The organism is Streptomyces sp. NPDC048514, from assembly GCF_043199955.1.
Classification (GTDB): Bacteria; Actinomycetota; Actinomycetes; order Streptomycetales; family Streptomycetaceae; genus Streptomyces.
Window position 1 is genome coordinate 47,609 of the sequence record NZ_JBICWT010000001.1, and the last position, 13,232, is coordinate 60,840.

Consider the following 13,232-nt stretch of genomic DNA (forward strand, 5'->3'; position numbering starts at 1 on the left):
ACCGGCGCTCTGCCCGCGCGGCTTCGACGGCATCGCCGACCGGCGGCCCCCGTATGCTTCCGGGCAGGCAAGGCGTAGGCGAAGCGGTAGGGGAGAGCACGTGAAGGTCGGCTGCATCGGACTCGGGGACATCGCGCAGAAGGCGTACCTGCCGGTGCTGGGCTCCCAGCCGGGGATCGAGCTGCACCTGCAGACCCGCACGCCCGCGACGCTCCACCGGGTCGCCGACACCCTGCGCCTGCCCGCGGAGCGACGGCACACCGGCCTGGACGCGCTGATCGGCGCCGGCCTCGACGCGGCCTTCGTGCACGCGCCCACCACCGCCCACCCCGAGATCGTCGCCCGGCTGCTGGAGGCGGGCGTACCGACGTACGTGGACAAGCCGCTCGCCTACGAACTCGCCGACTCCCAGCGGCTGGTGGATCTCGCCGAACAGCGCGGCGTCGGCCTGTTCGTCGGCTTCAACCGCCGGTACGCCCCCGGGTACACGCAGTGCCTCGACCACCCGCGCGAGCTGATCCTCATGCAGAAGAACCGGATCGGGCTGCCCGAGGAGCCGCGCTCGATGATCCTGGACGACTTCATCCACGTCGTCGACACCCTGCGGTTCCTGGTGCCGGGCCCGGTCGACGACGTCACCGTGCGGGCCCGTGCCGAGGACGGGCTGCTGCACCACGTGGTGCTTCAGCTCGGCGGCGAGGGGTTCACCGCGCTCGGGGTGATGAACCGGCTCAGCGGTTCGGCGGAGGAGATCCTCGAGGTGTCCGGGCAGGACACCAAGCGGCAGGTGCTCAACCTCGCCGAGGTGATCGACCACAAGGGACAGCCGACGCTGCGCCGGCGCGGCGACTGGGTTCCGGTGGCCCGGCAGCGCGGCGTCGAGCAGGCCGTCCTCACGTTCCTCGACGCCGTCCGGGCCGGTCAGGTGCTCAGCGCCCGGGACGCGCTGGCGACTCATGAGCTGTGCGAGCGGGTGGTACGAGCGATTCAGGTTCGCTCCGGCGCAGCCTGAGCGCCCGCGCCCCCTCGGTCGCGCACAGCGCGGCCAGCACCAGCAGCGCACCGTGCACCGGCCAGTCGCCGTAGCGGACGTACGGCGTGGTGCCGTGCGCGAGTGGTACGTCGTAGACGCGGGCGGTGTTCGCGTCGGTGCCGAGCCAGGGGCCGAGGGGCTCGCCCTCCGGCCCGTACACGGCCGAGACGCCGGTGAGCGTCGCGTGCACCATCGGGCGGCCGGTCTCGGCGGCGCGCAGCGCGGCCAGCGAGGCGTGCTGCTGCGGTGCCCAGCTGCTCTGGAAGGACGAGGTGGAGGACTGGCCGAGGAGAACGTCCGCGCCGTCCTCCGTCAGATGCCGGCTCATGTCCGGGAACGCGGTCTCGAAGCACACCAGGGGACCGATCCGCAGCCCGTGCCCGACGTTCATCACGACCTGCTCGGTGCCGCGCCTGCGGTCCTCGCCGGCCGCCTTGCCCATCGAGGTGACCCAGCCCAGCAGGGAACGGGCCGGGATGTACTCCCCGAACGGGACCAGCCGCATCTTGTCGTACCGGTCGCCGGTCGGGCCCTTCGGGCCGACCAGCACCGAACTCTTGTAGATGCCGGGCCGGTCCGAGCGGCGGGCGTCCACGTTCACCAGCACGTCCGCACCGGTCGAGCGGGACAGAGCGGCGAGCCGCCGGGCCAGGCCGGGCCGGTCGTCCAGGTCGAAGCCGACGCTGGACTCGCCCCAGACGACCAGGTCGGCACCTTGCCCGGCGAGCCGGCGGGTCAGCTGCTCCTCCCGCGCGAAACGCCTGTCGCCGCTGTCCTGGCCGTCCACCATGCCGGGCTGCACCACCGCGATGCGGACCCGTCCGTCGACGTCCGGTCGCGGGGCCCACGTCCACGCGGCCGAGGTCGCGGCCGCCGTGGCGACCAGGGAGGCCACGGCAGGCACCCGCGAGTCACGCACGGACACCAGCACGGCCGCGGCCACGTTGACGGCCACCACCAGGAAGCTGAGCAGCCACACCCCGCCGACCGAGGCCAGCCGCAGCGCCGGGCCCACCTGCCACTGGCTGGAGCCCAGCATGCCCCAAGGCCCGCCGAGTCCCTGCCAGGAGCGCACCAGCTCCACCGCCAGCCAGGCCGACGGCAGCACCAGCAGTGCCGCGGCGCCCCGGGCCGGCCCCGGCGTCCCGCCGAGGAAGCGGTGCACCAGCCAGCCCCAGGGCGCCCAGAGCGCACCCAGCAGCACGGCTATCAGAAAGATGAACACGTGCAGGCTCGGCAGCAGCCAGTGGTGCACGGCCACCAGAAAGCCGAATCCGCCGCACCAGCCGTCGTACGCCGCCCGCCGCCCGGTCGGCGCGGAGCGGGCCAGCAGGATCCACGGGACCAGTGCCACGTAGGCGAGCCACCACAGTGACGGCGCCGGGAAGGCGAGCACGGGCAGCGCACCCGCAAGGGCGGCGGCGCCGGAGCGGCGCCAGGGGGAGGTGGGCCAGCGGTCGATCGTCCTCATAGGGACCTTCCCTACCCCGCACCGCCCCCAGTGTGCCTGCCGGAGGCGATCCAGCGACCGGGCGCGTCCGGCGCGGCACCGGAGCCCGGCTGCGCCCCCGGCTCATCCCGACAGAGCGGCCGGGTCGCGGTCGGGCTGCCGGCGCCACTTCTCGTGTACGACGACCTCGCGCAGCCGCCAGCCGTCCGGCGTGCGCAGCAGACCGAAGTCGTAGCGGCCACCGCACACCAGGTCCGGGGCGGTGGGGGCGCCGTCGCCCGTGAACCGCATGGGGTTCAGATAGTCGGCCCGGACCCGGGCCGTGTCGCCGGTGTCGTGGTCCAGGAAGCCGAACCGCAGGCGGCGGTTGACGATGAGATGTTGCCGCATGGCGAACAGGGACAGGTTCTCGGCGAGCCAGCCGGCGATCTGTCCCGCATCACCCTCGATGCCACCGGCCGAACGGTAGTCGGCCCGCCCGTCCGCCGTGAACAGCGTCTGGTACGCCGTCCAGTCACCGTCGTCCACCGCCGCGGCGTACTCGGTGATCAGTTCGTCCACGGCCAGCCGGTCCAACACGGTCGCGAGCTCCGCACGCTGCGTCATCGGCACAGTGTTGGGCATGCGGAGCCCGGAGCCAAGAGGCGCGCCCGACATTGGAAGACACGCGGCGTGTCCGTGGTCGAGGTCGTGCGGTGGGTGAGGGCGCGAAGGCGTGCGGCGTGCCCGGAATCGGAGTTCTGCACGTCTCCGGAATCGGAGTTCCGCGCGTGCCCTGAGTCGGGGTGTCGCGCGTGTCCGGATTCGAGGACGCCAGGCGTGTCCGGCGTCCGGCCTCGGCCGCCCGGGGGTGCCGGCCGTCTCAGGCCGCCTCGATCACCGCGCCGCGGATCGCCTCGGCCCACTCGACCACCAGCAGTTCGTACTCCGCGCGTTCCTGTGCCGAGAGGGTGCCGGCCGCACGCAGCCAAAGCGCCCGGATCTGCTCGTTCACCTCGGCGGCAGAGCGCACGGAACCAGGGGGCATGAAATCGCGGGACATGCGGACCAGCCTAGGGGCAAGCACTGACACTGCGCTACCGCGTCACTACAAGAAGGTAGGGGCTCGGTCATCACCGTGCCCGGTCCCGTCCGCCGGATCGCCTCGGTGGGCGCGCCGGGACGTGGTCCGGTCCGGCCCGTCGTGCGGGTGGGAGATGTCCGAAACAGCTTTGGTGCCGCGGCGCGGGGCCGCGCCGTCCGTGGAGCCGGTGCGGATGCGGTCAGCCCGCCGATTCCGCCGCGTGCGGGCTCAGCACACCGGCGCTGACCAGGGCGATGATGACGATGCCGAGGGCGACCCGGTACCAGACGAACGGCATGAAGCTCTTGTGGGAGATCCACTTCATGAACCAGGCGATGACCGCGTATCCCGAGGCGAACGCGATCACCGTCGCGAACAGGGTGGGGCCCCAGTCCACATGGCCCGCGCCCACCGAGTCCTTCACCTCGAAGGCGCCCGAGGCGAGCACGGCGGGGATGGCCAGCAGGAAGGAGTAGCGGGCCGCGGCCTCGCGCTTGTAGCCCATGAAAAGGCCGCCGCTGATGGTCGCGCCGGAGCGCGAGACGCCGGGGACCAGGGCGCAGGCCTGGCACAGGCCGAAGACCAGGCCGTCCTTGACTCCCAGACTCTCCAGCGTCTTGCGCTGTTTGGGCGCCCGGTGCCGGCCGCCGGTCTCGTCGCGTGCCGCCAGCCGGTCGGCGATGCCGATGACCACGCCGACGACGACGAGCATGGTGGCGGTGACCCGCAGATCGCGGAACGGGCCCTCGATCTGGTCCTTGAGCGTGACGCCCAGCACCCCGATCGGTATCGAGCCCACGATCACCAGCCAGCCCATCTGGGCGTCATGGTTCCGCCGCATCGTCCGATCGAACAGCGAGCGGGACCAGGCGGAGACGATCCGGCCGATGTCCTTGCGGAAGTAGATCAGGACCGCGGTCTCCGTACCGATCTGCGTGATCGCCGTGAAGGCGGCCCCGGGGTCCTTCCAGCCCGAGAACGCCGCGGTCAGACGCAGATGCGCGCTGGAGGAGACGGGCAGGAACTCGGTCAGCCCCTGGACGAGTCCGAGGACGAGGGATTCAAACCAAGACATGGAGGTGCGGCGTCCAAGTGCTGAGGGAAGAAGTGGTGATCATGTGACGAAGGCAGCGTAGCGGGCCGGATCGACGGCGCGGGCACGGGGGTTGGGGCGCCCATGGGCGGGCGGCCGGCCCGGTCGTCAGGGCGTGGCCGGTCCCGTGACCGTCCAGCCCGGGGCCTGCGGATGGGCCGTCAGGTCCTCGTGGCGGACGGGGTCACCGCAGGCGCCGCAGGTGACCACCGGCACCAACTCGTTGCCGCAGACGTGCTCGACGGCCATGGGCAGACCGGTGCCCTTGCGGACGTGCCGGTCGCCCCACTCCTTGAGGGTCATCAGGACCGGTTCCAGCTCCAGGCCCGCCTGCGTGGGCCGGTACTCGAAGCGCTGGGGGCGCTCGCTGTAGACGCGCTTGACCAGGATCCCGGCGTCCACGAGCCGGCGCAGCCGGGTGGCCAGGATGTCGCGCGGGGCGCCGGTGTTGCGCACGAGCTGGTCGAAGCGGCCGTTGCCCAGGCAGACCTCCCGCAGGACGAGCAGGGAGTACTTCTCGCCGACCAGCGCGAGGGCGTCGGCGATCGAGCAGGGGCGCGGATCCTTCGTGGCGGCCATGCGGCCAGTCTAGGGGAGGGTTTGATTTTCCAACTTACCGAGCTATGGTGGGTTCGGATTTCCTACTCACCAGTAGCTCCCACTGCAGCTCCGCCCGGCAACCCGCTCGGCTCGCTTTCGCCGTGCCTGCCCGGGCCGGGTGGCCAGGCGGCCAAGGAGGCCCGCACCATGCGCGACGCAGTCATCGTCGAAGCCGTACGCACCCCCATCGGCAAGGGCAGGCCGAACGGCTCCCTCGCCCACGTCCACCCCGTCCAGCTCCTCGCGCACACCCTGCGCACCCTGGTCGAGCGCTCCGGCGTCGACCCGGCGCTGATCGACGACGTCATCGGCGGCACCGTCGACCAGGTCGGCGAGCAGGCCATGAACACCACCCGGTACGCCGTCCTCGCCGCCGGCCTCCCCGAGACCGTCCCGGCGACCACCGTCGACCGCCAGTGCGGCTCGTCCCAGCAGGCTGTGCACTTCGCCGCGCAGGGCGTCATCTCGGGCGCGTACGACCTGGTCGTCGCCTGCGGTGTCGAGTCCATGAGCCGGGTGCCGATGTGGTCCAACGTGCCCGAGGGCACGGACCCGTTCGGGCCCGGAATCGCCGAGCGCCACCCGGAGGGCCTGGTCCCGCAGGGCATCAGCGCCGAGCTGATCGCCGCCAAGTGGTCCCTCACGCGCGCGCAGATGGACGAGTTCGCGGTCTCCTCGCACCTCAGGGCCGCCGCCGCGTGGCAGGCGGGCCTGTTCGACGCGGAGGTCGCCCCGCTGGACGGCGTCGCCCGCGACGAGTGCGTGCGGCCCGGCAGCACCCCGGAGATCCTGGGCGGCCTCAGGCCCGCCTACTACGACCCCGGGTTCGCCGAGCGCTTTCCGCAGATCGAGTGGAACGTCACGGCGGGCAACGCGAGCCCCGTCAACGACGGCGCCTCCGCCGTCCTGATCACCTCCGGCGAGACGGCGGCCCGTCTCGGCCTGCGCCCGCTGGCCCGCCTGCACAGCTTCGCCGTGACGGGCTCCGACCCGCTGCTGATGCTCACGGGCGTCGTACCCGCCACGGAGAAGGTGCTGCGCCGGGCGGGACTGACCCTGGACGACATCGACCTGGTCGAGATCAACGAGGCCTTCGCCTCCGTGGTGCTCGCCTGGCAGCAGGAGACCGGCGCCGACCTCGCCAGGGTCAACGTGCACGGGGGCGCCATCGCCCTCGGCCACCCGCTCGGCGCCAGCGGCACCCGGCTGACCACCACCCTGGTCCACGCGATGCGCGAGCGCGGCGCCCGCTACGCCCTGCAGACCATGTGCGAGGCGGGCGGGCTCGCCAACGCGATGATCCTGGAAGGGGTGTGACCGCACTCGGGGCCGGGCGGGATCCGGGCAACGGCAGGTGAGTGACCCGGCGGGCGGCCGGTGGAAACCTGGGGGACGGTCGGGTCGACCGGAGACCCACGGGACGGTCGGCTCGAACCCGAGGGGGACGTGCGGCGGCCGGGTCGGCCGGGTCGGCTCAGCGTCCCCGGAGGTAGTGGCGTTTGCGCCAGGCCACCACCGCGCCCACGAGCGCCGGCACGGCGATGCACGCCATCGCGATCAGGAAGGCGGGGGACGTCGGCGAGGAGGCCCGGGCGCCGGCGACCGCGTAGGCGGCCGTGTTCGGGATCGAGCCGAGAGCCGTGGCCAGCAGGAAAGGCAGCCAGCCCATACGGGAGACGGCGGCACAGTAGTTCGCCGCCCAGAACGGCACTCCCGGGAAGAGCCGGGCCGCCATCATGGAGCGGAATCCGTGCCTGCTGAGCTGCCCGTCGGCAGCCTTCAGCCAGCGGCCCCGCAGCAGCGGGCGCAGCGCCTCCTGGCCGAGGACGCGTCCCAGGCCGAAGGCCAGCCCCGCCCCGAGCACCGTGCCCGCCAGTGCCGTCGCCAGTCCCAGCTGCGAGCCGAACAGCGCGCCCGCCGCCAGGTTCAGCAGTGGGCGCGGTACGAACGCCGCGGTGCACAGGCCGTACGCCACCGCGAACACGACGGCCGCCGCGGCTCCGCCGAGCTGGGACGGCCACCCGTGGGTCAGCAGCCGCTGCGGCTCGAACAACAGCACGCAGACGGCGGCGCCCCCGAGCAGCGCCAGCAGCAGCGACAGCCGGGCGTACGGGGACAGCAGCACTCTCGCGCAGCGGGCGGTGACTCCGTCGCGCCGCAGTGGGGAGACGGGGCCGGCGAAGTTCGTGGCGGTCGGCGGGGAGGCCGTGGCGGTGCCAGAGCGGTTGGCATCGAGCATCCGGCGACACTAACCGACGAACGTGTGTGATCGCCGTCAAGTGTGCCCCGCGACCGTCACAGGACGGCTCCGAAAGCCCATCGGCCCGGAGGGATCCGGGGGCCGTGGCCCCCGGATCCGTGCCTCACACGCGAATCTCCGGCAGGTGCGCACAGGTCCCGGACAGATGCTCACACCGGGTGTCCCAGACGGTGTGTCTCACGCGGCGAGAGCATGGCCGGGATGCAGTACCACCTTGGTGTAGCCCTCGATCCGCTTGTCGAACTTCTCGTACGCCTGTGGCGCCTGATCCAGCGGCAACTCGTGGGAGACCACGAAGCTGGGCTTGGCCCGCCCGGCGATGATCATGTCGCGCAACTGGCGGTTGTACCGCTTGACGTTGCACTGGCCGGTGCCCATCTGCTGGCCCTTCTCGAACATCCTGCCGATGGAGACCAGCAGCTGGCCGTGCTTCGCGTGCTCGTCGGGGCCGCCCGGGTCCGACGGCACGTACAGACCCGGTACGCCGAGCATGCCGGTCGGACGCACCGTCTCGACCAGCGCGTTCAGGACGATGGCGGGTTCCTCGTGGCTGGCGTCGTGGGACTGCGCCTGGTAGCCGACGGCGTCGACACCCTTGTCGGTTCCCTCGCCTCCGGTCTGTTCCTTGATCTGTGCGGCCGGGTCGCCCTTGGTGAAGTCGATGGGGATGGCCCCCATCTCCTCCGCCTTGGCGAGCCGCTCGGGCACCCGGTCGACCGAGAAGACCTTCGCCGCACCGCGCAGCAGCGCGGAGTAGGCGGCCATCAGCCCCACCGGTCCGGCACCGAAGACGGCCACGCTCTCACCGGGGGTCACCTGGGCGAGTTCGCAGCCGTGGTAGCCGGTCGGGAAGATGTCGGCGAGCAGCACGAAGTCCGTCTCGAACTCCTCACCCGGAGGCAGCTTCAGGCAGTTGAAATCGGCGAACGGCACCCGCAGCAGCTCGGCCTGGCCGCCCTCGTACGGTCCCATCGCCACATAGCCGTAGGCTCCGCCGGCGAAGCCCGGGTTGACCGTCAGGCAGAAGCCGGTCTTCCCGGCCAGGCAGTTCTTGCAGAATCCGCAGGCGACGTTGAAGGGCATCACGACGCGGTCGCCCTTGGACAGGGAGGTCACACCGCTGCCGACCTCCTCGACGATGCCGAGGTTCTCGTGCCCGAAGACGATGCCCGACTCGGCCGCCGTGCGGCCCTCGTACATGTGCAGGTCCGAGCCGCAGATGGCGGTCGACGTGACCCGTACGAGCACATCGTTGGGATGCTGGATCCGGGGATCCTCGACGTCCCTCACCGCCACACTGAAGGGCTTCTCGTAGACGACGGCTTTCACCTCTGTCACCTCCGCGTCGAGCGCTGGACGAGGGCGGCGAGGAGGGCCGCTGCCGAGGAAACGCTCGTGGAGGCGCGGGCCTCGCACCGGGCCTGTGGCCCGTGCGCCCGCTTCACCGCCGGTACTTCCAGGGAACGCCCGTACGGTCTGGGCCGCAACCCCGGTCGGGAGATCCACCGGGGGTATGGTTCCCGGCATGACCGTCACCGGTGCGGCCCCGCCCGAGGTGCCGCGCAGCGCCCTCGCCGACCTCGTGCTGGAACGGCTGACGGCCGAGTACGGGGCCGCCGCCGACCCCGAGCGGGCCGCCGCGATGCGCGCCTACATGAAGGACATCGCCCCCTTCCTCGGCATCCCCACGCAGGCCCGCCGCGCCCTGTCGCGCACCGTGCTGGCCGGCACGGCACGCCCCGACGAGACCGACTGCACCGCGATCGCCCTGCGCTGCTGGGAGCTGCCCGAGCGCGAGTACCACTACTTCGCCGTCGACCAGCTGCGCCGGCACGCGGGCCGCTGCTCCTCCGGTCTCCTCCCGGTGGCCCGGCATCTGGTCACCACCGTGTCCTGGTGGGACACCGTCGACCTGCTCGCCGTGCACGTCGTCGGCCCCCTGGTCGCCGCCGACCCGAAGCTCACCGCCGACATGGACGCCTGGATCACCGACGACGACCTGTGGGTGGCACGCACGGCCCTGCTCCACCAGCTCGCCTACCGGCAACGCACCGACACCGGGCGGCTTTTCGCCTACTGCCTGCTCCAGTCCGGGCACCCCGACTTCTTCATCCGCAAGGCGATCGGCTGGGCCCTGCGCGAGTACGCCAAGACCGACCCCGAGGCCGTCCGGGACTTCCTCGCGCGGGAACGGGGCCGGTTCGCCCCGCTGACCGTCCGCGAGGCGCTGAAGAACATCGGCACCTGACCCCCCCGCGACCGAGACCCCGGGCCGTCGGCCATACCCCGGCGGGTACCCCGCGACGGAGCCCCTGGGCCGTCGGCCATACCTTCGGCCATACCTTTGGCCAGACCTTCGGCCGGTACCCGAGGCCGTCACGGGACCCGGCCGGCGCCGAAAACCATTCGACGCCGGACAAGCCGTCGGCGATGATCGACGCCATGTTCCGGTACGCCTTCCTCCTCGCAGCATCCGCAGTCGCGGGTGCGCCGAAGGCTGCCGTCCCCTTCCTCGTGGCCGCTGCCGACGGCGCCCGAAGCTGACCCTCTCCGGATCGTCCGGCGGACCCCGCAGGGGGAGGGTCGGCGGTTTCCGGGGTCCCGCAGTCCCGTAACACCGGAGAGACGCCGAGGTACAGCCATGTCCAAAACGGCCTACGTGCGCACCAAGCCGCACCTGAACATCGGCACCATGGGTCACGTCGACCACGGCAAGACGACCCTTACCGCCGCCATCACCAAGGTGCTCGCCGAGCGCGGCAACGGCACGTTCGTCCCCTTCGACCGGATCGACCGCGCCCCGGAGGAGGCCGCCCGCGGCATCACCATCAACATCGCGCACGTCGAGTACGAGACCGACACCCGGCACTACGCCCACGTCGACATGCCGGGGCACGCCGACTACATCAAGAACATGGTCACCGGAGCGGCGCAGCTCGACGGGGCCATCCTGGTCGTCTCCGCGCTCGACGGGATCATGCCGCAGACCGCCGAGCACGTCCTGCTCGCCCGGCAGGTGGGCGTCGACCACATCGTCGTCGCGCTGAACAAGGCCGACGGCGCGGGGGACGAGGAACTGATCGACCTGGTCGAGCTGGAGGTCCGCGACCTGCTCACCGCGCAGGGGTACCCGGGCGACGCCGTGCCGGTGATCCGCGTCTCCGGGCTGAAGGCGCTGGAGGGCGACCCGCGCTGGACGGCGTCCGTCGAGGCGCTGCTCGACGCCGTGGACACCTATGTGCCCATGCCGGAGCGGTATCTGGACGCACCGTTCCTGCTTCCGGTGGAGAACGTGCTCACCATCACCGGCCGGGGCACGGTCGTCACGGGCGCCGTTGAGCGGGGCACGCTCGGCCTGGGGGACCGGGTCTGCGTGCTCGGCGCCGGCGTGGAGACCGTCGTCACCGGGCTGGAGACGTTCGGCAAGCCGATGTCGGAGGCGCAGGCCGGGGACAACGTGGCCGTGCTGCTGCGGGGCGTGCCACGGGACGCCGTGCGGCGCGGGCACGTCGTGGCGGCGCCGGGGAGCGTGGTGCCCGCCCGGCGGTTCTCGGCCAGGGTGTATCTGCTGTCGGGGCGCGAAGGAGGCCGTACGACACCGGTCGCCACCGGGTACCGGCCGCAGTTCTACATCCGTACCGCGGATGTGGTCGGGGACGTCGACCTCGGGGACAGGTCGGTGGCCCGGCCCGGGGAGACCGTCGAGATGACCGTCGAACTCGGGCGGGAGGTGCCGCTGGAGCCCGGACTCGGGTTCGCCGTCCGTGAGGGTGGCCGGACCGTCGGTGCCGGAACCGTCGTCTCCGTCGGTTCGTGACCGGTGAGGGCGTGGGGACCGCGGGCGCCGCACGGCTGCTCGCACGGCTCCCCGCGCCCTCACCCCGCGGAAACCGGGACCCGGGGTGCTCCCCCCTGGCGTGGGGTGCGGGTTCCGGCGCCCCCCGGCGTGGGGTGCGGATTCCGGTGCCCTCCCCTCGTGCCTCGCGTCGAGGCCGGGGCCCGGCATGCTTCCGCACCGGTGACAATGGCGTGGTGACCGAACCCATACCGGTGAGCAGGACCGTCGACCACGGCACCGCCAAGCTGATGCCCGATGTCGACCGGGAGCGGGCCTGGCTGCTCACGGTCGACGGGGCCCCGCAGTCGTATGTGGATCTGGACGACCCCGCGCACCTGGAGTTCGAGTACACACGGCGGCTCGGGCACGTGCTGGACCTCGTGGCCGAGGCCGGCCGGGCGCTGGACGTGGTGCACCTGGGCGGGGGAGCGTTGACGCTGCCCCGGTACACGGCGGCCACCCGGCCCGGCTCGCGGCAGGAGGTCGTCGAGGCCGACCTGGGACTGCTGGAGCTGGTCGCCGAGTACCTGCCGCTGCCGGAGGCCTCGGGGGTCGCGGTGCACGGCGCCGACGCCCGGGCCTGGCTGGCGGCGGCCCCGGACGACCATGCCGATGTACTGATCGCCGACGTGTTCGGCGGGTCCCGGGTGCCGGCGCACCTGACCACGCTGGTCTACGCCCGCGAGGCCGAGCGGGTGCTGCGGGCCGACGGGGTCTATCTGGCGAACCTCGCCGACGCGGCGCCGTTCGGCTTTCTGCGGTCCCAACTGGCCACCTTCGCCGCGGCCTTCGAGGAACTCGCGCTGATCGCCGAGCCGGGAGTGCTGCGCGGCCGGCGGTTCGGAAACGCGGTGCTCGTCGCCGCGCACCGCCCCCTCGACATTCCCGCGCTGACCCGCCGGATGGCGGCGGACGCCTTTCCCGCGCGGGTCGAACACGGCGCGGGGCTGAGGGACTTCATCGGACGGGCCCGCCCGGTCGAGGACGCCGACGCCGTTCCGTCACCCGAGCCCCCCGACGGGGCGTTCAGCATCGGCTGATGGACCCGGCCTCGACGGTACCCGGGAAGTACGGCGGAACGGGCGGCTCTTCGAGGTACGCGCACCTCGGAGAATGCGAGCGGGTCAGGAGAGCCAGTCGGTGTACCGGGTGGGCGCGAGGTCGGCGCTCTCGTCGTCGTCGGTGACCGTCTCGTCGAGCCGGGTTCGTCGCGGAGACCGCATGAGGCGAGGCGCGCCCACGTCACGGCCCACCAGCGCGCAGGCGCGCTTACGCCTCGCCGCCCGCGGGATAGACGATCCGGGTCAGCAGTTCCGTCAGCTTCTCGGGCTCGCCGGGACCGAGCTCGGCGACCAGAAGCTCAGCCAGCGGCTCCGCCGCCACATGGGCCGCATCGAAGATCTCCACGCCCTGGGGCGTGATCTCCACCGCCCGCACCCGCCGGTCCCCCGGAACGTTCTTGCGTACGGCGAGCCCGCTGCGCTCCAGATCGTCGACGATCCTCATGATGCCCGCCTTGTCGGACCCCGTCGCCACCGCCAGGTCCCGTTGCACCGTGGGCCCGCGGTCGACAAGCACGATCAGTACGGCGAAGTGCCGCAACTCGATGCCGAGCGGCCGAAGCGCCTCCTCCATCACGGCGGCCGCGCGCCAGTGCGCCCGGCGCAGCAGCAGGCCGAGAGCGAAAGGCGAGGTGTCCCCGGGGCGGTCGGTCACGCGCGAGGGCGTGGTCGTGGGAGGAATGTCGTCCGTCATGGCGCCGACCCTAGGCCATTCATTCGTTCGAGACGGTATCGCCTGAAACTACATGTGACCGACCCGCCGCCCGCACGGCCGGCCTGCCATGCGGCGGTCGGCCTGCCATGCGGCGGCAGGCCGGCCATGCAGCGGCGGGT

General features: G+C 72.3%; 13 protein-coding genes. 5 read left to right on the forward strand and 8 right to left on the reverse strand.

The window, feature by feature from the left end; genetic code table 11:
* Nucleotides 1–100 precede the first annotated feature (100 nt).
* The gene (locus tag ACGFT2_RS00240; RefSeq protein WP_393271878.1) at nucleotides 101–1,012 is read left to right on the forward strand and encodes a Gfo/Idh/MocA family protein; all 912 of its coding nucleotides are present in this window, start codon (nucleotides 101–103) and stop codon (nucleotides 1,010–1,012) included.
* On the opposite strand, the gene lnt is transcribed toward ACGFT2_RS00240, so the two are convergent.
* The 5 genes from lnt to ACGFT2_RS00265 all read right to left on the reverse strand — a co-directional run bounded on the left by lnt (nucleotide 930) and on the right by ACGFT2_RS00265 (nucleotide 5,218).
* Nucleotides 930–2,504 carry an apolipoprotein N-acyltransferase gene (gene lnt / locus ACGFT2_RS00245; protein ID WP_393271880.1) on the reverse strand — a complete coding sequence of 525 codons (1,575 nt, stop codon included), beginning with the start codon at nucleotides 2,502–2,504 and terminating at the stop codon, nucleotides 930–932. The genes ACGFT2_RS00240 and lnt overlap by 83 nt on opposite strands.
* A 102-nt stretch (nucleotides 2,505–2,606) precedes the next feature.
* Complete coding sequence (locus ACGFT2_RS00250) at nucleotides 2,607–3,089, reverse strand: nuclear transport factor 2 family protein (RefSeq protein WP_393271881.1); 483 nt, start codon at nucleotides 3,087–3,089, stop codon at nucleotides 2,607–2,609.
* Between the two features lie 256 nt (nucleotides 3,090–3,345).
* Nucleotides 3,346–3,525 carry a hypothetical protein gene (locus ACGFT2_RS00255; protein ID WP_393271883.1) on the reverse strand — a complete coding sequence of 60 codons (180 nt, stop codon included), beginning with the start codon at nucleotides 3,523–3,525 and terminating at the stop codon, nucleotides 3,346–3,348.
* 220 nt (nucleotides 3,526–3,745) lie between these two features.
* Nucleotides 3,746–4,621 carry an undecaprenyl-diphosphate phosphatase gene (locus ACGFT2_RS00260; protein WP_393271885.1) on the reverse strand — a complete coding sequence of 292 codons (876 nt, stop codon included), beginning with the start codon at nucleotides 4,619–4,621 and terminating at the stop codon, nucleotides 3,746–3,748.
* Between the two features lie 126 nt (nucleotides 4,622–4,747).
* On the reverse strand, nucleotides 4,748–5,218 hold the full coding sequence (locus tag ACGFT2_RS00265) for a winged helix-turn-helix transcriptional regulator (protein ID WP_393271887.1): 471 nt from the start codon (nucleotides 5,216–5,218) through the stop codon (nucleotides 4,748–4,750).
* Nucleotides 5,219–5,386: 168 nt separating this feature from the next.
* On the opposite strand from ACGFT2_RS00265, the gene ACGFT2_RS00270 reads away from it, so the two are divergent.
* Complete coding sequence (locus ACGFT2_RS00270; RefSeq protein WP_393271889.1) at nucleotides 5,387–6,556, forward strand: thiolase family protein; 1,170 nt, start codon at nucleotides 5,387–5,389, stop codon at nucleotides 6,554–6,556.
* A gap of 157 nt (nucleotides 6,557–6,713) precedes the next feature.
* Here ACGFT2_RS00270 and ACGFT2_RS00275 read toward each other — a convergent pair whose 3' ends face one another.
* Together ACGFT2_RS00275 and ACGFT2_RS00280 are read right to left on the reverse strand one after the other, a co-directional pair.
* Nucleotides 6,714–7,478, reverse strand: a complete 765-nt coding sequence (locus tag ACGFT2_RS00275) for a TVP38/TMEM64 family protein (protein WP_393271890.1) — start codon at nucleotides 7,476–7,478, stop codon at nucleotides 6,714–6,716.
* A 198-nt stretch (nucleotides 7,479–7,676) separates the two neighbouring features.
* Entirely contained in the window at nucleotides 7,677–8,828 is a 1,152-nt protein-coding gene (locus tag ACGFT2_RS00280) for a glutathione-independent formaldehyde dehydrogenase (protein WP_393271891.1), read from the reverse strand.
* 196 nt (nucleotides 8,829–9,024) lie between these two features.
* Between ACGFT2_RS00280 and ACGFT2_RS00285 the strand changes: the two genes are divergently transcribed.
* From ACGFT2_RS00285 to ACGFT2_RS00295, 3 genes are all read left to right on the forward strand, one after another.
* Nucleotides 9,025–9,747, forward strand: a complete 723-nt coding sequence (locus tag ACGFT2_RS00285) for a DNA alkylation repair protein (protein WP_393271893.1) — start codon at nucleotides 9,025–9,027, stop codon at nucleotides 9,745–9,747.
* Nucleotides 9,748–10,140: 393 nt separating this feature from the next.
* The gene (gene tuf / locus ACGFT2_RS00290) at nucleotides 10,141–11,316 is read left to right on the forward strand and encodes an elongation factor Tu (RefSeq protein WP_393271894.1); all 1,176 of its coding nucleotides are present in this window, start codon (nucleotides 10,141–10,143) and stop codon (nucleotides 11,314–11,316) included.
* Between the two features lie 215 nt (nucleotides 11,317–11,531).
* The gene (locus ACGFT2_RS00295; protein WP_393271896.1) at nucleotides 11,532–12,377 is read left to right on the forward strand and encodes a spermidine synthase; all 846 of its coding nucleotides are present in this window, start codon (nucleotides 11,532–11,534) and stop codon (nucleotides 12,375–12,377) included.
* Nucleotides 12,378–12,606: 229 nt separating this feature from the next.
* Here ACGFT2_RS00295 and ACGFT2_RS00300 read toward each other — a convergent pair whose 3' ends face one another.
* The gene (locus tag ACGFT2_RS00300) at nucleotides 12,607–13,092 is read right to left on the reverse strand and encodes a MarR family winged helix-turn-helix transcriptional regulator (RefSeq protein WP_393271898.1); all 486 of its coding nucleotides are present in this window, start codon (nucleotides 13,090–13,092) and stop codon (nucleotides 12,607–12,609) included.
* Between the last annotated feature and the right edge of the window lie 140 nt (nucleotides 13,093–13,232).

Excerpts from the sequence above, each read along its gene's own strand:
- lnt (WP_393271880.1), bottom strand. The coding sequence starts at position 2,504 with ATGAGGACGATCGACCGCTGGCCCACCTCCCCCTGGCGCCGCTCCGGC.
- ACGFT2_RS00250 (WP_393271881.1), bottom strand. The coding sequence starts at position 3,089 with ATGACGCAGCGTGCGGAGCTCGCGACCGTGTTGGACCGGCTGGCCGTG.
- ACGFT2_RS00255 (WP_393271883.1), bottom strand. The coding sequence starts at position 3,525 with ATGTCCCGCGATTTCATGCCCCCTGGTTCCGTGCGCTCTGCCGCCGAG.
- ACGFT2_RS00260 (WP_393271885.1), bottom strand. The coding sequence starts at position 4,621 with ATGTCTTGGTTTGAATCCCTCGTCCTCGGACTCGTCCAGGGGCTGACC.
- ACGFT2_RS00265 (WP_393271887.1), bottom strand. The coding sequence starts at position 5,218 with ATGGCCGCCACGAAGGATCCGCGCCCCTGCTCGATCGCCGACGCCCTC.
- ACGFT2_RS00270 (WP_393271889.1), top strand. The coding sequence starts at position 5,387 with ATGCGCGACGCAGTCATCGTCGAAGCCGTACGCACCCCCATCGGCAAG.
- ACGFT2_RS00275 (WP_393271890.1), bottom strand. The coding sequence starts at position 7,478 with ATGCTCGATGCCAACCGCTCTGGCACCGCCACGGCCTCCCCGCCGACC.
- ACGFT2_RS00285 (WP_393271893.1), top strand. The coding sequence starts at position 9,025 with ATGACCGTCACCGGTGCGGCCCCGCCCGAGGTGCCGCGCAGCGCCCTC.
- tuf (WP_393271894.1), top strand. The coding sequence starts at position 10,141 with ATGTCCAAAACGGCCTACGTGCGCACCAAGCCGCACCTGAACATCGGC.
- ACGFT2_RS00300 (WP_393271898.1), bottom strand. The coding sequence starts at position 13,092 with ATGACGGACGACATTCCTCCCACGACCACGCCCTCGCGCGTGACCGAC.